General features: G+C 68.1%; 17 protein-coding genes and 1 pseudogene. 3 read left to right on the top strand and 15 right to left on the bottom strand.

All coding sequences use genetic code 11. The features are described 5' to 3' along the window. Nucleotides 1-7 precede the first annotated feature (7 nt). The 7 genes from ACWKWX_RS16625 to gabT form a co-directional block, all read right to left on the bottom strand. Complete coding sequence (locus ACWKWX_RS16625; RefSeq protein ID WP_483828339.1) at nucleotides 8-1,099, bottom strand: extracellular solute-binding protein; 1,092 nt, start codon at nucleotides 1,097-1,099, stop codon at nucleotides 8-10. Further along, a complete protein-coding gene (gene aguA / locus ACWKWX_RS16620) occupies nucleotides 1,096-2,208 on the bottom strand; it encodes an agmatine deiminase (RefSeq protein ID WP_483828338.1) in 1,113 nt (370 codons plus the stop codon). The genes ACWKWX_RS16625 and aguA overlap by 4 nt, the downstream gene beginning before the upstream one ends. 94 nt (nucleotides 2,209-2,302) lie before the next feature. Next, nucleotides 2,303-3,190 carry a LysR substrate-binding domain-containing protein gene (locus ACWKWX_RS16615; RefSeq protein WP_416423835.1) on the bottom strand — a complete coding sequence of 296 codons (888 nt, stop codon included), beginning with the start codon at nucleotides 3,188-3,190 and terminating at the stop codon, nucleotides 2,303-2,305. Between the two features lie 140 nt (nucleotides 3,191-3,330). After that, nucleotides 3,331-4,794, bottom strand: coding sequence for an aldehyde dehydrogenase family protein (locus tag ACWKWX_RS16610; RefSeq protein WP_483828337.1), 1,464 nt, complete (start codon nucleotides 4,792-4,794; stop codon nucleotides 3,331-3,333). Nucleotides 4,795-4,919: 125 nt separating this feature from the next. Next, entirely contained in the window at nucleotides 4,920-5,408 is a 489-nt protein-coding gene (locus tag ACWKWX_RS16605) for an Lrp/AsnC family transcriptional regulator (RefSeq protein ID WP_158153280.1), read from the bottom strand. A 45-nt stretch (nucleotides 5,409-5,453) separates the two neighbouring features. Next, nucleotides 5,454-6,095: an HAD family hydrolase gene (locus ACWKWX_RS16600; protein WP_416423833.1), complete on the bottom strand. Its 642-nt coding sequence runs from the start codon at nucleotides 6,093-6,095 to the stop codon at nucleotides 5,454-5,456. A gap of 65 nt (nucleotides 6,096-6,160) precedes the next feature. Then, on the bottom strand, nucleotides 6,161-7,456 hold the full coding sequence (gene gabT, locus ACWKWX_RS16595) for a 4-aminobutyrate--2-oxoglutarate transaminase (protein WP_483828336.1): 1,296 nt from the start codon (nucleotides 7,454-7,456) through the stop codon (nucleotides 6,161-6,163). Between the two features lie 190 nt (nucleotides 7,457-7,646). Between gabT and ACWKWX_RS16590 the strand changes: the two genes are divergently transcribed. Further along, nucleotides 7,647-8,573 carry a 2-hydroxyacid dehydrogenase gene (locus ACWKWX_RS16590; protein WP_483828335.1) on the top strand — a complete coding sequence of 309 codons (927 nt, stop codon included), beginning with the start codon at nucleotides 7,647-7,649 and terminating at the stop codon, nucleotides 8,571-8,573. A gap of 55 nt (nucleotides 8,574-8,628) precedes the next feature. On the opposite strand, the gene ACWKWX_RS16585 is transcribed toward ACWKWX_RS16590, so the two are convergent. Further along, nucleotides 8,629-10,086 (bottom strand): NAD-dependent succinate-semialdehyde dehydrogenase, encoded by a 1,458-nt coding sequence (locus ACWKWX_RS16585; protein WP_483828334.1) that lies wholly within the window; start codon nucleotides 10,084-10,086, stop codon nucleotides 8,629-8,631. Nucleotides 10,087-10,276: 190 nt separating this feature from the next. Between ACWKWX_RS16585 and ACWKWX_RS16580 the strand changes: the two are divergent. Next, nucleotides 10,277-11,095, top strand: a pseudogene (locus tag ACWKWX_RS16580) (MCP four helix bundle domain-containing protein); the annotation flags it as partial. Then, nucleotides 11,090-11,953, top strand: coding sequence for a methyl-accepting chemotaxis protein (locus ACWKWX_RS16575; protein WP_483828441.1), 864 nt, complete (start codon nucleotides 11,090-11,092; stop codon nucleotides 11,951-11,953). The pseudogene ACWKWX_RS16580 and the gene ACWKWX_RS16575, both read left to right, overlap by 6 nt. A gap of 87 nt (nucleotides 11,954-12,040) precedes the next feature. Here the strand turns inward: ACWKWX_RS16575 and argE are convergent, their stop codons facing one another. Genes argE through ACWKWX_RS16540 form a run of 7 tightly spaced genes read right to left on the bottom strand, consistent with a single transcriptional unit; the run spans nucleotide 12,041 to nucleotide 19,727 of the window. Further along, nucleotides 12,041-13,192 (bottom strand): acetylornithine deacetylase, encoded by a 1,152-nt coding sequence (gene argE, locus ACWKWX_RS16570; RefSeq protein WP_483828333.1) that lies wholly within the window; start codon nucleotides 13,190-13,192, stop codon nucleotides 12,041-12,043. Between the two features lie 5 nt (nucleotides 13,193-13,197). Beyond that, entirely contained in the window at nucleotides 13,198-14,409 is a 1,212-nt protein-coding gene (locus tag ACWKWX_RS16565) for an NAD(P)/FAD-dependent oxidoreductase (RefSeq protein WP_483828332.1), read from the bottom strand. Next, nucleotides 14,406-15,782, bottom strand: a complete 1,377-nt coding sequence (locus ACWKWX_RS16560; protein WP_483828331.1) for an FAD/NAD(P)-dependent oxidoreductase — start codon at nucleotides 15,780-15,782, stop codon at nucleotides 14,406-14,408. The genes ACWKWX_RS16565 and ACWKWX_RS16560 overlap by 4 nt, the downstream gene beginning before the upstream one ends. Beyond that, nucleotides 15,764-16,072 carry a (2Fe-2S)-binding protein gene (locus tag ACWKWX_RS16555; RefSeq protein WP_416423826.1) on the bottom strand — a complete coding sequence of 103 codons (309 nt, stop codon included), beginning with the start codon at nucleotides 16,070-16,072 and terminating at the stop codon, nucleotides 15,764-15,766. The genes ACWKWX_RS16560 and ACWKWX_RS16555 overlap by 19 nt, the downstream gene beginning before the upstream one ends. Then, nucleotides 16,069-17,913, bottom strand: coding sequence for an ABC transporter ATP-binding protein (locus ACWKWX_RS16550; RefSeq protein ID WP_483828330.1), 1,845 nt, complete (start codon nucleotides 17,911-17,913; stop codon nucleotides 16,069-16,071). The genes ACWKWX_RS16555 and ACWKWX_RS16550 overlap by 4 nt, the downstream gene beginning before the upstream one ends. Further along, nucleotides 17,914-18,774: an ABC transporter permease gene (locus tag ACWKWX_RS16545; protein WP_483828329.1), complete on the bottom strand. Its 861-nt coding sequence runs from the start codon at nucleotides 18,772-18,774 to the stop codon at nucleotides 17,914-17,916. Continuing rightward, entirely contained in the window at nucleotides 18,771-19,727 is a 957-nt protein-coding gene (locus ACWKWX_RS16540) for an ABC transporter permease (RefSeq protein ID WP_416423823.1), read from the bottom strand. The genes ACWKWX_RS16545 and ACWKWX_RS16540 overlap by 4 nt, the downstream gene beginning before the upstream one ends. Nucleotides 19,728-19,814 lie beyond the last annotated feature (87 nt).

Below are 19,814 nucleotides of genomic sequence, written 5' to 3'. Positions count from 1 at the left end.
GTTGCTGCTACGGGGTTGGTTCGCCGGCCTTGAGGGTGGTGAATGCCCGGGTCAGCGCGCGGTTGAAGGCCTTGCCGTTGTCGTTCTTGCTGAACAGCGTGGCGCGCACGGCCGCCGGTGGGTAGGTGCCGGGGTCGTTGCGGATCTCGGGGCTGACCAGCGCGTCGGCAGCGGTGATGGCGTTGGCGTAGTGGATGGTGTCGGTGATGGGCGCGATCACGTCCGGGCGCATCAGGAAGTCCATCAACGCCAGGCCCGCCGCCGGGTGCGGGGCGTCCTTGGGGATGACCATGGCGTCGAACCAGATCAACGTGCCCTCCCGGGGAATGCTGTAGTGCAGGCTGAACGGCTTGCCGGCCTGTTTCGCCTGGGCTGCGGCGATGCCAACGTTGCCGTTCCAGGACATGGCCACGCAGGTGTCGCCGTTGGCCAGGTCGCTGATGTTGCGGTCGTTGTCGAAGTAGCGCACGTAGGGGCGGATCTTCATCAGCTGCGCCTGGGCGGTCTTCAGGTCCGCCAGGCTCTGGTTGTTGATGTCCAGCCCCAGGTAGCGCATTACTGCGGCGTACAGCTCGTTGGGGTCGTTGAGCAGGCTGACCCCGCAGTCGGCGAATTTCGCTACCACGGCCGGGTCGAACAGCATCGCCCAGCTGTCGGTCGGGGCGTTGGCCAGGCGCTTGTTCACCGCTTCCTGCTGGTAACCAAAGCCGGTGGTGCCCCAGCCGTAGATACCGGCGTAGCGGTTGCCCGGGTCGAACACCGCCATGTGCTGGCGGAACTCGTCGCCGATGCCGTTGAAATGCGGCAGTTGCGCCTTGTCCAGGGGCTGGATGGCCTTGGCCTCGATGGCGCGGCTCAGGTGCTGGCCGGCGCTGAGCACCAGGTCGTAGCCGCTGCCGCCGGTCAGCAGCTTGGTCTCCATGGTTTCCAGCGAGTCGAAATGGTCTTCCACCACGCGAATGCCGGTCTCGGCCTCGAAACGCTTGAGGGTGTCCGGCGCCAGGTACTCGCCCCAGATGTATAGGTTCACCGTGGGCGGCTCGGCGGCGGCCGCGCCCACGGCCGCCGTCAGCAGCGCGGCTGCGAGCAGGCCTTTCATGCCGGTACCCCGCCGGCGTATTGCGGCATGGTGATGCACGCCACGTTGCCGCCGCCCAGCAGGATTTCCCGCGAATTTTCGATGCCGATGATGCGGTGGCCGGGGAACAGTTCGGCCAGGGTGGCCTGGGCCGCCTGGTCGTGCCGGCCACCGAACAGCGGCACCACGATGACCGAGTTGCCGGCGTAGTAGTTGATGTACGAGGCACAGATTTTCGTGCCGGCCTGGCGCACGTGGGTGCCGTCGATGTGGTCGAGGCCGGCGGCTTCCTCGGCGGTCCATTCCAGCACGTCGGGTTGCTGCAGCTTGTGCACCACCAGCTCGCGGCCGCGGCTGTCGCGGGTGCTGCGCAGGATATCGTAGGCCTCCTGGTAGATCTCCCACTGCGGATCGTCGCGGTTGTCGGTCCATTGCAACACCACCTCGCCGGGCCGCACGAAGCAGGCCAGGTCGTCGACGTGGCCGTCGGTCTCGTCGAACTTGCAGCCACGTGGCAGCCAGATGACCTGCTCGGCGCCCAGGTAATCGGTGAGGCGCCGGGTGACTTCGTCCTTGCCCAAGTGTGCGTTGCGGTTGCGGTTGAGCAGGCATTGTTCGGTGGTGAGGATGCTGCCCTGGCCGTCACTCTGGATGCCGCCCAGCTCGGCGATCAGTGGCGCGCGGTAGCGGTCGAAGTGCTCGATTTCGAGGATTTTCTGCGCGATCTGGTCGTCCTTGTCCCAGGGGTAGTAGAGCCCTCCGTCCAGGCCGCCGTAGGCGTTGAACTGGAAGTCGACGCCACGCACCTCGCCGCTGGCGTCATTGACCACGAAGCAGGGGCCGCTGTCGCGGAACCAGGTGTCGTTGCAGGTCAGCTCCACCACGCGCACCTGCTCGGGCAGCAGGCGCCGGGCGTTGGCGTACTGGGCGGCCGAGGCGCACACCGTCACCGGTTCGCTCAGGGCGATGGCGCTGACAATCTGCACCCACACCTGCTGCGCCGGCTTGGCGCCGTTGCGCCACACGTCCGGGCGCTCGGGCCAGCCGAGCCAGCAACGGCCTTTGCGCTCGAATTCGCCGGGCAGGCGGAAACCATCGGCCTTGGGGGTGGTGTGCAGGGAGCGGGACATGGGCAACGCCTCGTTGTGTGGAATTGACCGGCACGCTAACACCCGCCATGCAGGGCCTTCCAACGAGCATTTCTAAGCAATAGGTGAGTTAAATTCAGGCAAGGTGCAGCTGCCCTTCCAGCCACTGCAGGAACGCCGCCACGGCGGGGCGTTCCAGGCGCAGGCGCTCGCAGACAATGGCGTACTGGCCCAGCGCCGTGATGCTGGCGCTGAAGGGCCGCACCAGGCGGCCGCTGGCCAGGTCCTCGGTGGCCGTGAGATTGTCGCCCATGGCCACGCCCTGCCCTTGCGCGGCGGCTTCCAGGGCCAGGCCGGCATGGGCGAAATAGGCGTGGCGCAAGCCCTGCACGTCGCCGGCGTGGGCGGCCAGCCAGGTGGCCCAGGTGCTGCCGTCCTGGTCGTCGTGCAGCAGGCCGTGGCGTGCCAGGTCGCGCGGCTCGCCGAGGGTGCCCTGGTTGAACAGCACCGGGCTGCACACCGGGAAGAACACCAGCACCGGCAACGGCTTCACCCAATAGGCGCCTCCATCGTCGGGGCCGGCGCCGTAGGTGATGGCAATGTCAATATCCTCGCCCGGCGCGCTGGCGTCGATGGCCTGCTCGTGCACGTGCAAGGTGATGTGCGGGCACTGCGCGGTGAAATCGGCCAGGCGGCGCACCAGCCATTTCTGCGCCAGCTCGGCGGTGACGGCAATGCGCAGCACGGCCTGGGAGGCCGGGTCACGCAACTCGTCACAGGCCTCGCCCACCAGTTCGAACGCCTGTTGCAGGCGTTGCAGCAGGCGCAGCGCGGCGGGCGTGGGGCGCACCTGGCGGCCTTCGCGCACGAACAACTCCACGCCCAGTTCGCCTTCCAGCTGGCGGATCTGGTGGCTGACGGCGCTGTCGGTGACGCACAGCTCGGCGGCGGCACGGCCGAAATGGGCGTGGCGGGCAGCGCATTCGAACGTGCGCAGGGCGGTCAGGGATGGCAGGCGGCGCATACAAGGGTCCTTGTGGTGATCAGAGTGCGTAGCCGCTGCCGCCAGGCTGCGCTGGCCCCTGAGTGCGCTGAAGATTTCCAGTGTGGTTGAGGGCCAGCGCAGCCTGCGGCAGCGGCTACGCGATTGTGTTGATCCCGCCGTTATTCGTAACCGATGATGGCCTTGGTTTCCAGGTATTCCTCGAAGCCGTGCACGCCGAATTCGCGGCCGTTGCCCGAGCGCTTGTAGCCGCCGAACGGGGCGTGGGGGTTCCAGGCCGGGTGGTTGAGCAACACCTGGCCGGCGCGGATGCGCGCAGCCACCGCGCGCACCACGCCCAGGTCGCTGCCCTGCACGTGGGCGCTGAGGCCGTAGACGGTGTTGTTGGCGATGGCCACGGCTTCGTCGAGGCTGTCGTAGGGGATGATGCACAGCACCGGGCCGAAGATTTCTTCCTGGGCGATGGCCATGTCGACGTCTACCTCGGAGAAGATGGTCGGCCGCGCGTAATAGCCAACGTCCAGCCCCGCCACCCGGCCGGGGCCGCCGCAGATCAGCTTGGCACCGGCGTCGATGCCGCTGGCGATCATGGCCTGCACGCGGTTGAACTGCGCCTGGTTGGCAATGGGGCCCAACACGGTGTCTGCCGACGCCGGGTCACCCACCAGAATGGCGTTGGCCGTAGCCGCCGCCAACGCCTCGATTTCCGCCAGCCGCGCGCGCGGCACCACCATGCGCGTCGGCGCGCTGCACGACTGCCCGACGTTGCGGAACGCGGTCATCACCCCCAGCGGCACCACCCTGGCAAAGTCGGCGTCGGGCAGCAGCACGTTGGGCGATTTGCCGCCCAGTTCCTGGGTCACCCGCTTCACCGTCGGCGCGGCCGCCTGGGCCACCAGGGCGCCGGCGCGGTTGGAACCGGTGATGGAAATCATGTCGATATCAGGGTGGCTGGCCATGGCCTCGCCCACCTCGGCGCCGCTGCCGTTGACCAGGTTGAACACCCCAGCCGGCACGCCAGCGTCATGCACCAGCTGGGCGAACAACAGCGCGCTCAGGGGCGACAGCTCGCTGGGCTTGAGCACCACCGTGCAGCCAGCGGCAATGGCCGCGGCGGCCTTGGCGGTGATCTGGTACAGCGGCCAGTTCCACGGCGTGATCAGCGCGCATACGCCAATGGCCTCGCGGACGATGGCCGTGCCGTGCTCCACTTTCTGGAACGGGTAAGCCGGCAGCAGGTCACGCACCACGCGAATGTGCTCGGCCGCCAGCGGCACCTGCAAGGTACGGGCGAAGCTGATGGCCGCGCCCATCTCCAGTGACAGCGCCTGGGCGAACTGCTCCGTGCGCTCGAGCATCAGCTCATGCAGCCGCGTCAGCACCTGCACGCGGGTCTCTACCGCCGACACGCTCCACTGGGCAAACGCAGCACGGGCGGCGAGCACCGCGTTGTCCACGTCCGCCGCGGAACCTGCGGCCACCTCGGCCACCACCGCTTCGGTGGCCGGGTTCACCACCGGCAGGCTGCCGGCCGCCTGCACCGGCAGGCACCAGTCGCCGTTGATGTAGAAGCGGCGCGTCAGGGCCGGGTCGATGCTGAAGGTGGTGGCGCTGTGGTCGGTCATTGGCGGGGCCCCGGAAAAAAGGAAAAAACCATGACGCCTACGCTAACAAACCCGCCCCCGCGCCGCGTGCCGTTCGCAGCGCCTGCATGGAAGGTTGTGCTGTATCGTCGGGGGTAAACGGCGCGTTAATGCCGGATCAGCTTGCGCAGGGGCACCACCTCTTTCATCACCGGTGACTTGATGACGATGTAGCTGAAGTATTTGGCGATGCCGATGTTCTTGTCGATGATGCTCTCGATCACTTCCTGGTAGTGCTGGATGCTGCGCGTCATGAAGCGCACCAGGTAGTCGTAGCCGCCGCTGATGAGGTGGCATTCGAGCACCTCGTCGACCTGGCGGATGTTGGCCTCGAACTTGGCGAAGTCCTCGCGCTTGTGGTCGCTGAGGGTGACCTCGGTGAAGATGGTCACCGACTCGGTGATCTTCGCCAGGTTGATGTGGGCCTTGTAGCTGGAGATGTACCCCGCCGCTTCCAGGCGCTTCACCCGCTGCAGGCAGGGGCTGGCCGACAGGCCCACGGCGTCGGCGAGGCTGACGTTGGTCATGCGGCCGTCCTTTTGCAGCTCGACCAGGATGTTGATGTCGATGCGGTCCAGTTTGACCATGCCTTCCATTGTGTAGCCCTCGAATGCCAATGTCCCTGAGGTTCTTCAATCAATTCAACGGCGTAACCATAGCTGATGTTGCGACACCAGGTCGGCGAGGCTGTTGATGCACTCGTCCACCGGGCATTCCCCCGCGTGCCGCCGGCCCCGGCGCAGCAGGCACACCGCGCCCTGCTGGGCAGGTTCGGGCAGGCTGGCGCGCACCCACAGCGCCTGCTCGAACGGCACCTGTTGCTGGTCGAGCCAGGCCTGGGCCTCGGCGGGCGCCAGCAGCTCCTCACCCTGGATGCCCAAGCGTTCGCACAAGGCTTCACGGTCCTGGGCGTCGCGGTCACACAGTATCACCAGCCGGTAGAACTTGCGCAGGTACAGCAAGGCCCCCGGCGCGTCCTCGAACAGCGGCCAGGCCACGGGCGTGCGGGCGAAGCTCAGGCTTTCCTCCCAGCTGGCCCGCAGCCCCAGCGCTTCGGCCAGCTGGCGGTGGGTAAAGCACAACAGGCCGGTAAAACCCAGTTCGTCGAACCGCGGATACAGGCCGTGCAGCACCTGTTCGAAGCGGTCCAGCACCAAGGCTTTTTCCGGCGCGGCGGGGCCACCGGTGAACAGGCCCTGCAGCGCCGTCCAGACGCCGCTGTCACGGTCGATCAGCACACCGTCACAGTCCAGCAGCAACACACGATAATCAGTCAGGCGCATGCCAACTTCATCCCTATGATGGACAACCGCGACCCAGGCGGCGACGCCCGGGCCTGTCGTGGAATTCAGGCAATCAAGACCCGTGCCAAGGCGCGGTCGAGAATGGCCAGGGCTTCGTCGAGCTCGGCGTCGCTGGTGGTCAGCGGCGCCAGGAAGCGCACCACGTTGCGGTGCACGCCGCACTTGATCACCAGCAGGCCACCTTCGCGGGCGGCGTCGATGACCTGTTGCGCCAGGGCCGCGTCGGGGCTGGCGCTGCCGTCGGCGCTGACCATCTCCATGGCCAGCATGAAGCCCTGGCCGCGTACGTCGCCAATGCGCGCGTGCCGCTGTTGCAGCGCTTCCAGGCCCTGGCGCAGGCGCGCGCCCAGCTGCTCGCTGCGGGCCAGCAACTGTTCGTCTTCAAAGGCGTCGATCACCGCCAGCGCCGCCGCGCAGGCCAGGGCGTTGCCGCCGTAGGTGCCGCCCAGGCCGCCCGGCGTCGGCGCGTCCATGATCTCGCTGCGGCCCACCACGGCCGACAGCGGCAGGCCGCCAGCGAGGCTCTTGGCCACGGTGACCAGGTCGGGCTGGATGCCGGCGTGCTGGAAGCCGAACCAGCGCCCGGTGCGGCCAAAGCCTGCCTGGATTTCATCGAGGATCAGCACAATGCCATGCTGCTCGGTGAGCGTGCGCAGGGCCTGGAGGAATTCGGGCGGCGCCGTGAGGAAACCGCCGTCGCCCTGCACCGGCTCGACGATGATGGCGGCCACGCGGTCCGGGGCGATCTGGGTGGCGAACACTTCTTGCAGCGCGGCCAGGGCGTCGTCGCTGCTCACGCCGCGGTACGGGTTGGGGTACGGGGTGTGGAAGATTTCCGGGGCGAACGGGCCGAAGTTCTGTTTGTACGGCTGGCTCATGCCGGTCAGGCTGCAGCCCAGCAGGGTGCGGCCGTGGAAGCCGCCGCGGAAGGCAATCACGCCGGGGCGGTTGGTGTGGCCACGGGCGATCTTGATGGCGTTCTCCACCGCCTCCGCACCAGACGTGAACAGCGCCGCCTTGTGCGGCACGTCAGCGCCCACCAGTTGGCTGAGGCGCTGGGCCAGCTCGATGTACGGTGGGTAGGCCACCACCTGGAAGCAGGCGTGGGAGACCTTTTGCAACTGCGCCTGCACCGCTTCGACCACTTTCGGATGGTTGTGCCCGATATTGAGCACGCCAATGCCACCGACGAAGTCCAGGTAGCGCTTGCCGTCCACGTCCCACAGCTGCGAGCCCTGGGCGCGGTCGATGACCAGCGGGTGGGCAGTGAGCACGCCGCGCGGCACCGATTGTTCACGCTGCTGCAGCAGGCGGGGAGTATCGTTGAGTTTGCTGTTCATCAGGGTTCCTCTGGCCATGCCCGGGAGTGGGTCTCGATGCCTTCCAGAGTACGGCTTGCGCGGAGCCGACTTGGCCGAACTTGCCTGCCAGCCTGCGCAGATCCACTGTTTTGCACGGCGCAAACGGCAGAATCGCTTGGCGCCGATGGCCCACAATAGGCCCAGCCCTTTTCATGCCGCCGAGGACACCATGGCCCTGCTCTACAAAGCCGACCCCCAGCGTGGCGAGCGCTGGCGACAACTGTTCGCCGCCCACGCCCCCGACATCGAGTTCCGCCAGTGGCCAGACATCGGCGACCCGGCCGACATCCACTACCTGGCCGCCTGGCAGGCGCCGGACGACCTGGCCACCCTGCTGCCCAACCTCAAGGCGCTGCTGGCGATTTCCGCCGGCGTCGACCAGCTGAACCTGGCCACCCTGCCCGCCCACCTGCCGGTGGCACGCATGCTCGACCCCGGCATTACCCAGGGCATGTGCGAGTACGCGACGTGGGCGGTGCTCAGCCTGCACCGCGACATGCTGCGCTACCGCGCCCAGCAACAGGCGGGCGTGTGGGAAGACCACGCGCTGGTGCCGGCCAGCCAGCGCCGCGTGGGCGTGATGGGGTTGGGCCAGCAGGGCCAGGCCATCGTCAACGCCCTGCAACCCTTCGGTTTTGCCCTGAGCGGCTGGGCCCGCAGCGCCCACGACCTGCCCGGCGTGGCGTGCTTTGCCGGTGATGCCCAGCTGCCGGCGTTCCTGGCCCAGTGCGACATTCTAATCTGCCTGCTGCCGTTGACCGAGCACACCCGTGGCATCCTCGACCGCCGCCTGTTCGCGCAACTGCCCCAGGGCGCCGGGCTGATCAACATGGGCCGTGGCGCGCACCTCAACGAAGCGGATTTGCTCGACGCCCTGGCCAGCGGCCAGCTCGGCGGCGCGGTGCTGGACGTGCTGGCCGAGGAGCCGGCAGCCGCCGACCACCCGTTCTGGCAGCACCCGCGCATCGTGCTCACCCCGCACATTGCCGCCATGACCCAGCCCGACAGCGCCTTTGCGGTGCTGCTGGACAACATCCGCCGGCACCAGCGCGGCGAGCGGTTGAATGGGCAGGTAGACCGCAGCGACGGTTATTGACGCGGCCTGCGGCCGCTGCTACGGGCCGTAGCAGCTGCCGAAGGCGGCGTCTGGTTCAGACACCGCCGATATGGAAGGCCTTGATTTCCAGGTACTCGTCCAAGCCATAGCGCGACCCCTCGCGCCCCAGGCCCGACTGTTTCACGCCACCAAACGGCGCCACTTCCATGGAAATGACCCCGGTGTTCAGCCCCACCATGCCAAAGTCCAGGGCCTCGCCCACCTGCCACGAACGCTGCAGGTTTTGCGTGAAGTAATACGCCGCCAGGCCATAGGGCGTGTCGTTGGCGATGGCGATGGCCTGGGCTTCGCTGTCGAAGCGAATCAACGGCACCAGCGGCCCGAAGGTTTCTTCCTGGGTGCAGAGCATGCCGGTGGTCACGTCGGCCAGCACCGTCGGCGCCACGAAGGGGCTGGTGGCATCCGGCACGCCGCCGCACAGCAGGCGTGCGCCCTGCCCCAGCGCATCGTCGACGTGGCGGGCGACCTTCTCCACCGCCGCCTGGTTGATCAGCGGGCCCAGGGTCACGCCGTGTTCCAGGCCATTGCCCAACTTCAGCGTGGCGACTTCCTGTAGCAGGCGTTCGGCGAAACGCTCGTAGATACCGCTCTGCACCAGGATGCGGTTGGCGCACACGCAGGTCTGCCCGGCGTTGCGGAACTTGCTCAGCATCAGCCCGGCCACGGCCTGCTCGATGTCGGCGTCATCGAAGACAATGAACGGCGCGTTGCCGCCCAGTTCCAGGCTCAGGCGCTTGATGTGCTCGGCGCTCTGGCGCATCAGCAGGCGGCCCACGGCGGTGGAACCGGTGAACGAGATCTTGCGCACGGTGGGGTTGCCGGTCAGCTCGGCGCCGATGGCCTGGGGCAAGCCGGTGATCACGTTGAACACCCCAGCCGGGATGCCCACGCGCTCGGCCAGCACCGCCAGGGCCAGGGCCGACAGCGGCGTCAAATCCGACGGCTTGACCACGATGGTGCAGCCCGCCGCCAGCGCCGGCGCGCACTTGCGGGTGATCATCGCGGTGGGGAAGTTCCACGGGGTGATGGCGGCGCACACGCCCACCGGCTGCTTGAGGGTAAGCAGGCGGCGGTCGCCGGCGGGCGCCGGAATGGTGTCGCCGTAGATGCGCCGGGCTTCCTCGGCGAACCATTTGACGAAGCTGGCGCCGTAGCGGATTTCGCCCTGGGCCTCGGCCAGCGGCTTGCCCTGCTCCAGGGTCATGATCAGCGCCAGGTCGTCGAGGTTGTCGAGGATCGCATGGTGCCAGGCCTCCAGCAACAGCGCACGCTGGGCCGCCGGGCGCGCGCGCCAGGCCGGCAGCGCAGCCTCGGCAGCCGCGATGGCATGGCGCGTCTCGGCGCCCAGCAGCGCCGGCACGCGGGCGATGCAGGCGCCGGTGGCCGGGTCGAGCACGTCCAGGGTGGCGCCGGTGTCGGCGGCCAGCCACTGGCCGTTGATGTAGGCGCGTTCGGCCAACAGGGTGGGGTCTTTCAGTCGGTTGCGCAGCATGGGACGGGTCCTGTGAGTCACGGTAGGTCCAGTCTAAAAACATGCGCCGCGCGCGGATGCCGAATACGCCGTGGCAACGGTGGCGAATGCTGAAAAAAAGCCGCCGGCAGCAGGTGCTGCTTAATTTTGACGTACCGGTCTATACAAAGTTGCCGAAGTGTCTATTCCGGGCCTCAAGCTTAAACGTTTCATGCCGAAAGAAGGGTATTACTTTGCCACTATCGAGACCTTCTTGATGAACCTTCGTCACTTGAACATCGCCCCCCGATCACTCTTGTGCTTCGGCTTTTTCGCCCTGCTGATCACCGCCCTCGGGCTGTTTTCGCTGTTCCAGTTCAGCCAGCTGAAAGGCTCGCGCGCCACCCTGCAGGAACAGGTGCTGCCCGCCGTGCAGACCATCGGCCGAATCAAGAGCGACCTGCTGACCATCCGCCTGGGCAACACCAACCTGCGCGTGGCCCTGAGCAGCCAGGGCGCGGAATTGGCACGCGGCAGCATCAACCGCGGCCGCGACGACCTGCAGGCCGACGTGCGCAAGCTCAAGGCCATGCTGCGCAGCGACGCCGGGCTGCAGGCCTATGCGCAGCTGGAAAACGCCATGGGCCGTTACCTGGAGGTGCACACGCGCTTCCTGCAGGCCATCGAACAGAAGCGTGACGACGTCGCCACCGCCCTCAGCCAGCCCACCGGCGAGCAGACCGTGGCCGGCAACCAGTTCAGCAGCGACATCGACGCCGTGGCCCAGCAGGTCAACCAGACCATGGCCGAGTCCGACGTGGTGGCCAACGATGCCTACAGCCAGGCGCGCAACGTGACCATCGGCGCCATCCTGGTGGCCCTGGCCGCTACCCTGGGCCTGGCCACGCTGTTCACCCGCAGCCTGGTAACCCCGGTGGCCCGCGCCCTGGCGGTGGCCGAGCAGATCGCCGCCAACGACCTCAGCAAGCCCATTGTCGTCGATGGCCGCGACGAGCCCGGGCGCCTGCTGGCGGCGCTGGCGCGCATGCAGGCCAACCTGCAACGCACCCTGGCCGAGCTGGGCGGTTCGTCCAACCACCTGGCGTCCACTTCTGAAGAGATGGCCGCCCTGACCCAGGACGCCCTGCACGGCATCCAGCGCCAGAACGACGAAATCAACCAGGCCGCCACCGCCATCAACCAGATGAGCGCCGCCGTCGAAGAGGTGGCGCGCAACGCCGCCCTGGCCTCCACCGCTGCCCGCGACTCCAGCCAGTCGGCGGAAAACGGCCGCCAGCGCGTGGACGAAACCCTGAGCGTGATCAACGCTCTGCACGAATCGGTGGGCGCCACCGCAGTGGAAATCGACGGCCTGGCCCTGCAACTCAAGGACATCAGCGGCGTGCTGGACGTGATTCGCGGGGTGGCCGAGCAGACCAACCTGCTGGCCCTGAACGCTGCCATTGAAGCGGCGCGCGCCGGCGATGCCGGCCGTGGCTTCGCGGTGGTGGCGGATGAAGTGCGGGCCCTGGCCCATCGCACCCAACAGTCCACGGCGGAAATCGAGACCATGATCGTCTCCATCCAGGGCGGCGCCAGCAAGGCGGTGACCTCCATGGGCCAGAGCAGCGAGCGCGCCCGCGCCAGCCTGGAAGTGGCCCAGGGCGCTGGCCAGGCGCTGGCCGAGATTACCGCGGCCATTGTGCAGATCAACGAGCGCAACGTCAGCATCGCCACCGCCACCGAGCAACAGGCGCAGGTGGCCCGCGAGGTGGACCGCAACCTGACCAGCATCCGCGACCTGTCGATCCAGACCTCGGCGGGCGCCGACCAGACCTCGTCGGCCAGTGGCGAGCTGTCGCGGTTGGCGGTGCAGTTGAATCAGGTGGTGTTGCAGTTCAAGGTGTGATGCAACCTTGTGGGAGCTGGCTTGCCAGCGAGGTTTTCAGTGGCCCCAACGGCTCGCTGGCAAGCCAGCTCCCACAGGTTACCGCCGCTACAGGGATTTCAGCAGGGTTTGCAGCAGGCGTTCGCAGGCTTGCAGCTGCGCCAGCTCCACATACTCATCGGGCTTGTGGGCCTGCTCGATCGAGCCCGGCCCGCACACCACCACCGGCACGTTCAGGCGCTGGGCGAACAGCCCGCCTTCGGTGCCGAACGCCACCTTCACCTGCGCCGTCTCCGGCGCGGCAAAGGCCTTCAGCCAACGCACGGCGTCAACCGTGGGCGAGGTGTCCAGCCCCGGGTAGGCGTTCAGGCTTTCAATGCGGATATCCGCCACGCCACTGACCTTCTTCGCCTCGCGGGCAATGGCCTCGGCCTGCTCGGCCAATTGCGCCAGCATCACCTCGGGGTCATCGGCCGGCAGGTGGCGAATCTCGAATTCCAGGGTGCACAGGTTCGGCACGATGTTCAGCGCCTTGCCGCCGTCGATGCGGCCGACGTGCACGGTGCTGTAGGCAATGTCATAGGCGTCGTCGTGGGCGCCCTGCTGTTGCAGCCGCTGCTGGGCGCTGCGCAGGCTGCCGATGAAGTCGCTGGCCAGGTGGATGGCGTTGGCCGCCAGCGGCGCCAGCGACGAATGCGCCTCCTGGCCGTGGCAGTGCACGCGGTACGAGGCCTTGCCCTTGTGGCCCAGGGCGAAGTGCATGTTGGTGGGTTCACCGACGATGCACAGGAACGGCCGCTGCGGCGCCAGGTGCAGCACGTCCAGCAGGCGCCGCACGCCCACGCAGCCAATCTCTTCGTCGTAGCTGAGCGCCAGTTGCAGCGGCCGTTGCAGCGGCTGCCCCGCGGCGCTCAGCAGCGCGTCGAGGGCCACGGCGATAAAGCCCTTCATGTCGCAGGTGCCACGGCCGTAGAGCTTGCCGTCGCTGAGCGTGGCCTGGAACGGTGGCCGGGTCCAGGCCTGGCCGGCCACCGGCACCACATCGGTGTGCCCGGACAGCAGCACGCCGGGCACGTCCCTGGGGCCGACGCTGGCGAACAGGTTGGCCTTGCTGCCGGCTTCGTCGTGCACCAGGGTGGTGTCGATGCCCTGGGCGTTGAGGAGCTGTTGCACGTAGTGGATCAGCGCCAGGTTGGACTGGCTGGAAGTGGTGTCGAAGCTGATCAGTTGCTTGAGAATATCCAGGGTGCGGGTGTTCATGATTTTCACGCTGCAGGGGCCGTTTTTGTGGGAGCTGGCTTGCCAGCGAGCTGTTGGGCCCCTGAAAAGCTCGCCGGCAAGCCAGCTCCCACAGAGGCGAAGCGGTTGATGTGGAAGTCGTGGATACGCGTGCTGGTGCTGCCGGTGGCGATCAGTTCGGCCATCACCGCGCCCACGCCCGGGCCCAGCTGGAAGCCGGCGCCGCAGAAGCCGAAGGCGTAGTACAGGCCGCCCACCTGGCCGCTGGGGCCCATGATCGGCAACGAATCGGGGGTGTAGCTCTCGATGCCGCTCCACACGCGGATGATGTTCAACGGCGCGATGCCCGGCACCAGCCGGCGCATCTGGCTGATCTGGTTGAGGATGCTGCGCGGCTCCACGTGGGCGCGGCGGTTGAGCATGTCCGGCTTGCTGCGATAGCCGCCGCCGATGACGATGTTGCCGCGGGCGATCTGGCGGAAATAGATCACCTCTTCGGGAATCTTGGTGTACACGCCAATCACCGTCTTCAGCGCATAGGGCACCGGCTCGGTGACGGCCATCTGCGGGCCGTTGGTGTCCAGCGGCACCGGCTCGCCGAACTGCGCCGAGAGCTTGTCGCCCCAGGCGCCGGCGGTCACCAGCAGGTTCGGCGCGCTGAAGCGACGGCCGTCGGTGGTGTCGATGTAAAAATCGCCGCCCACCTTCTGCACCTCGCGCACCTCGGTGCGTTCATGCACCGTGGCGCCGGCGCGAATGGCCGCGCGGGCGAACGCCGGGGCGGCCAGGCGCGGGTTGGCATGGCCATCGTGGGGGGCGTAGGAGCCGCCCTGCACCTCCGGGCCCAGGAACGGAAAGCGTTCGTGCAGGGCCTTGCCGCTGAAAATCTGCAGGTCCAGCTCGCGGGCCTCCGGCGCCTGGGCGTAGGCCTCAAGGTCAGCGATGTGCGCAGCGTCATAGCACACGCGCATGTGGCCACTGGGCATGAACTCCAGGTCTTCGCCGATCAGCGCCGGCAGGCGTTTCCACAGGTGGAACGAGCGGTTCGACAGTTCCAGCTGGCACAGGTAGCGGCCCTGACGGCGGACGTTGCCGAAGTTGACGCCGCTGGCGTACTGGCCGATCTGGTCACGCTCCAGCAAGATCACCGAACGGCCATGCTGACGCAGGAAGAACGCCGCGGCGGCGCCCATGAAGCCGCCACCGACGATGACTACGTCCGCCTTTTGCACGGTCATGGTGTTACCTCCTGCAAACTCAGGGTCAAGGGTTTGACCGGCGCCTGGCCGCGCTGACGGCCGACTTCGCGCACCGGCACGCCGGCCTCGGCGGCAATGATTTCAGCGCCGGCCTGGGAGCAGTAGCGCCCCTGGCAACGCCCCATGCCCACGCGGCTGAAGGCCTTGGCGCGGTTGACCTCGCAGGCGCCCTTCTCGCGCACCACGCCGCGCAGTTCACCGGCGCTGATCATCTCGCAGCGGCAGACGATGGCCTCATCCGGCAGGTGCTCGACCTGGGCCGCCGGCCACGGGAACGCCTGGGTCAGGCCGAGGCGGAAGCGCTCCATCTGCGCCAGCAGGCGGCGCTGGGCCTGCACCTGATCGTCCGCCACTGGCAGGCCCAGATCCTTGAGCAGCGCCAGGGCCGCCAGGCGCCCCGCCGCTTCTGCCGCGTCGGCGCCCCGAATGCGCGCACCGTCACCGGCGGCGTAGACGTTGGCCAGGGAGGTGCGGCCGTCTTCGTCGGTCTGCAGCAGCCACTGCCCCGACGCCTCGTCAAAGGCAAAGGCGCAGCCGGCCAGGTCCGCCAGTTGGGTCTCCGGGCGCAGGTGATAGCCCAGGGCGACGGCGTCACACGGCACGTGCAGCCGAACGCCCTTGCCGGTGCGCACGGTCACGCCCTCGACGCCGGTGCGCTCGTCACCGTGGATCTGCAGCGGCGTGACGCCCAGGTGCACCGGGATGCCGGCCTGGTACAGGCCCGCCAGCAGGCTGACGCCGCTGGCCAGCACGCCGGGGCGCGCCATGAGCTTGGGCGTGGCTTTCAGGCGCGAGTACAGCGGCGAGGTGTCGAGCACCGCCGCCACCTTGGCGCCGGCCTTCACGTACTGGCTGGCCACCAGGTACAGCAACGGGCCGGTGCCCATGAACACCACGCTGGCGCCGATGGACACGGCCTGGGCCTTCAGCGCGATCTGCGCGCCGCCCAGGCTGTAGGTGCCTGCCAGCTGCCAGCCGTGTACCGGCAACAGGCGGTCGGTGGCGCCGGTGCACAGCACCAGCGCGTCGTAGTCCAGCGCCGAATGGCGGCCCTGGCTGGCGCAGCACAGCTGCTGGTCGGCCAGGTTCCACACCAGGGTGTCGGGGCGGTAGTCCAACTGCGCGCGCAGCTGGTCGAAGCGCTCGTGCAGGGCGCGGGCCTTGCCGGCCTCGCTGCCGTACAGCTGCGTGTAGTCACGCTTGAAGCCTTCGGGCTGGCGCCGGTAGATCTGCCCGCCGGCGCGGCGGCCTTCGTCCACCAGCGTCGGGCGAATGCCCGCGGCCAGCAGGGTCTCGGCGCAGCGGATGCCCGCAGGCCCGGCGCCGACAATGGTTACCCGCGCAGTGGCCATAGTGCCTCCGGTTGTGCGGTGAGAATGTCCAAGCCGTCGCGCACCTCCTGGCTGCAGGCGCGCAGGCGCTCGCCGCTGCGGGTCCACACCCAGCAGTCCTGGCAGGCGCCCATCAGGCAGAAGCCGGCGCGGCGGCCGTTGTCGAATTCCGAGCCGCGCAGGCTGTCGCCGCAGGTCAGCAGCGCCACCATCAGCGTGTCGCCTTCCAGCGCCTGCACCGGCTGGCCATCGACCTTGAGGTGAACGGCCGGGCGTTGCTGCTCGGCCAGGCGGACAAAACGGGCACTCATGCGTAGGCTCCCTGGGTGGGCAAAATGAGGGTCGGTTGGCCAGCCGCCAGTTGCGGGCTGTCCAGGTGGCAGAGTATCTCGCTGCCGCCGACGATGGCGCGGCGGTTGGGCGCGGTGTGGTTGCACAGGCCTTCCACGCGCAGCGGGCAGCGGTTGAGGAAGGTGCACAGCTCGCGCTGGTTGGCCGTGGGTGCGCTGATGGGCGGCAGCTTGCAGGCCACTGCGGTGCTTTCCAGCCAGCCCTGGCGCAGCGCCGGCACCGAATTGATCAGCAGGTTGGTGTAAGGGTGGAACGGCGCCTGGGCCAGGGCCTGGCGGCTGCCGCTCTCGACGATGTGGCCGCTGTACATCACCGCCACGTCGTCGCACAGGGCGCGCACGGTGGAAATGTCGTGGCTGATGAACAGGTACGACACCTGCAGCTCGCGGCGCAGTTCGGCCAGCAGCTCGAGAATGGCCGCGCCGACCACGGTGTCCAGCGCCGAGGTGACCTCGTCGCAGAGGATCAGGTCCGGCTTGGCCGCCAGCGCCCGGGCCAGGTTGACGCGCTGCTTCTGACCGCCCGACAAGGCGCCCGGGCGGCGCTCGGCGAGGCTGCGCGGCAGCTTCACCAGGTCCAGCAGTTCATCGATGCGCTTGCTCTGCGCCGCGCCTTTCAGGCCGTGGTACGCGCGCAACGGCCGGCCGAGGATATTGGCGATGCTGTGCATGGGGTTCAGCGCCGTGTCGGCGTTCTGGAACACCATCTGGATGCGGCGGAACTGGTCGGCGCTGCGGCCCTTGAGGTCGCCGGACAGCGGCTGGCCGTCGAACAGCACCGTACCGCGCGCCGGTTGCAGCAGGCCAGCCACCACCCGCGCCAGGGTCGACTTGCCCGAGCCCGACTCGCCGATGATGCCCATGGCCTGGCCACGGTGCAGGGTCAGGTCGATGTCTTCCAGCACGCGGATGCGCGGCAGCCCGTGCAGGTCGCGCGGGCCATAGCCGGCGGTCATGCCCTGGATGGTCAGCAGCGGCGTGTTGCCGCGCGCCACGTCGTCCACGCGGATCTTCGCCGCCGGCCGCGCCGCGGCCAGCAGGCTGCGGGTGTATTCGTGGTTGGGCGACTTGAGCAGCGCGGCGGTGCCGTTGTCCTCCAGGATCTGCCCGCCGTTGAGCACGATGATCTGGTCGGCCATCTGCGCCACCACCGCCAGGTCGTGGCTGACGTACACCGCCGTGGCGCCGCGCTCGCGCACCACGCGTTTGAAGGCGCGCAGCACGTCGATCTGGGTGGTCACGTCGAGCGCCGTGGTGGGCTCGTCGAGCACCACCAGCAGCGGGTCGCTGATCAGCGCCATGGCCGCCATGACGCGCTGCAACTGCCCGCCCGAGACCTGGTGCGGGTAGCGCTCGCCGATGTGTTCCGGGTCTGGCAGCGCCAGGTCGCGGAACAGCTCGATGGCCTTCACCCGCAGCTCGTCGCGGCTGCCGCCCACGCCGTGGATCAGCGCGCCTTCCAGCACCTGGTCGATCAGCTTCTGCGCCGGGTTGAAGGCTGCGGCGGCGCTTTGCGCCACGTAACACACGCGGTTGCCACGCAGGGCCTGCAGCTCGCTTTCGCTCAGGGCCAGCAGGTCGTCGTCGCCCACCCGCACCTGGCCACCGGCAATGCGGCAGCCGCGGCGGGCATAGCCCAGCAGCGACAGGGCGATGGTGGTCTTGCCCGAACCGGACTCGCCGATCAGCGCCAGCACCTCGCCGCGTTCCAGGTTGAAACTCACGCCTTTGACGATCTCGGTCTCGCCGTGGTCGCCACAGGCATTCACGCGCAGGTCTTTGACTTGGATGAGATGGCTCATTCAGTGCCCTCCCTTGCTGCGCTGGCGACGGCTGGAAATGCTGTCGATCAGCAGGTTGATGCCCACGGTCATGGAGCCGATGGCCAGCGCCGGAATCACCAGCGCCGGTGCACCCTGGCTGAGGCCGCCGATGTTCTCGCGCACCAGCGAACCGAGGTCGGCGTCCGGTGGCTGCACGCCCAGGCCCAGGAAGCTCATGCCGCTGAGCAGCAGCACGATGAAGCCGAAGCGCAGGCCCAGGTCGGTGAGCACCGGGTTGAGCATGTTCGGCAGAATTTCCACGCAGGCGATGTACCAGCGCGGCTCGCCACGGGTGCGTGCCACCTGCACGTATTCCAGCGCTTCAATGTTCGTGGCCAGGCTGCGGGCGATGCGGTAGCAACCCGGCGCGTAGCTGAGCACCGCGGTGGCGATCAGCAGCTCCACCGAGGCACCGAACGCCGACACCACCACCAGCGCCAGCATCTTGCTGGGGATGGAAATCAGCGCGTCCATCAGGCGGCTGACGCAGCCGTCCAGCCAGCGCGACGACACCACCGACAGCAGCGCCAGCGCGGTGCCCAGGGTGCTGGCCAGCACCGCCGCCACCAGCGCCAGGCCGACGGTGAAGCGCGCACCAATCAGCACGCGGCTGAGCATGTCGCGACCCAGGTAATCGGTGCCCAGCGGGAAGGCGCGGCCCAGGTCGTCGAAGACGTTGCTGGACACCACGTCACCCACGCCATGGGGCGCCAGCAGGCCGCCGAATATGGCCACCAGCAGCCAGAACAGGCACACCACGGCGCCCACCACGCCCAGCACGGGGGTGCGCGGGCGGGCCAGGGGTTTGAAACCAGCGGACTTGCCAATGACGTTGTTCATCGCTGTCTCAGCCTCGGGTTGGAAATAATTGCCACCACGTCGGCCACCAGCACCAGCGCAAGGTAAGCGGCGCAGAACAGCATGGTGCAGGCCTGCACCAGGGCCATGTCGCGGTTGGTGACCGCGTCCACCATCAGGCTGGCGATGCCGGGGTAGTTGAAGATGGTCTCGACGATGACCACGCCGCCCAGCAGGTACGACAGGCTCAGGGCCACGGCGTTGACGATAGGGCCGATGGCGTTGGGCAGTGCATGGCGCAGCACGATGCGCACGGGGCTGGCGCCCTTGAGGCGGGCCATTTCCACGTAGGGGCTGTCGAGCTGGTCGATGACCGCGGCGCGGGTCATGCGCGCCATCTGCGCCACGATCACGCAGCACAGGGTGACCACCGGCAAGGCATAGGCGCGCAGGAATTCCAGCGGCGTGTGCACCTCGGCGGCGAACGACAAGGCCGACAGCCAGCGCAGCTTGACGGCGAAAATCAGCACCGCCAGGGTCGCCACCAGAAATTCCGGCACCGCCACCAGGGTCAGGGTGCAGAAGCTCAGCACGCTGTCCAGGCGCCCGCCACGGCGCATGGCCGAGACGATGCCCAGGGTCAGCGCCACCGGCACCGACACCAGCGCCGTCACGGCCGCCAGCATCAAGGTATTGGGCAGGCGCCCGGCCATCAGCTCGCTGACCGGCATGGCGTTGGACACCGACTCGCCCAGGTGGCCGGTGACCAGGCCCCCCAGCCAGTGCAGGTAGCGGACGATGCCGGGCTGGTCGAGGCCCAGCTGGGTGCGCAGCGCCGCCACCTGTTCGGGCGTGGCGAACTGGCCCAGGGCCTGCTGCGCGGCGTCGCCGGGCAGCACCGCGGTGATGGCGAACACCACCATCGACACGATCAGCAGCGTCAGGGCCACCAGCCCCAGGCGCCGCGCGATCAGCCAGTACAGAGTGTTGTGCATGGTACGTCTCCTGCACCGTTTTTGTGGGAGCTGGCTTGCCAGCGAGCTTTTGGGGGCCTGGAAAAGCTCGCTGGCAAGCCAGCTCCC

The sequence above is a fragment of the Pseudomonas imperatae genome (genome assembly GCF_057128625.1).
The sequence above is the reverse complement of the archived record's forward strand: the minus strand, read 5'-3'. Positions and strand labels throughout refer to the sequence as shown.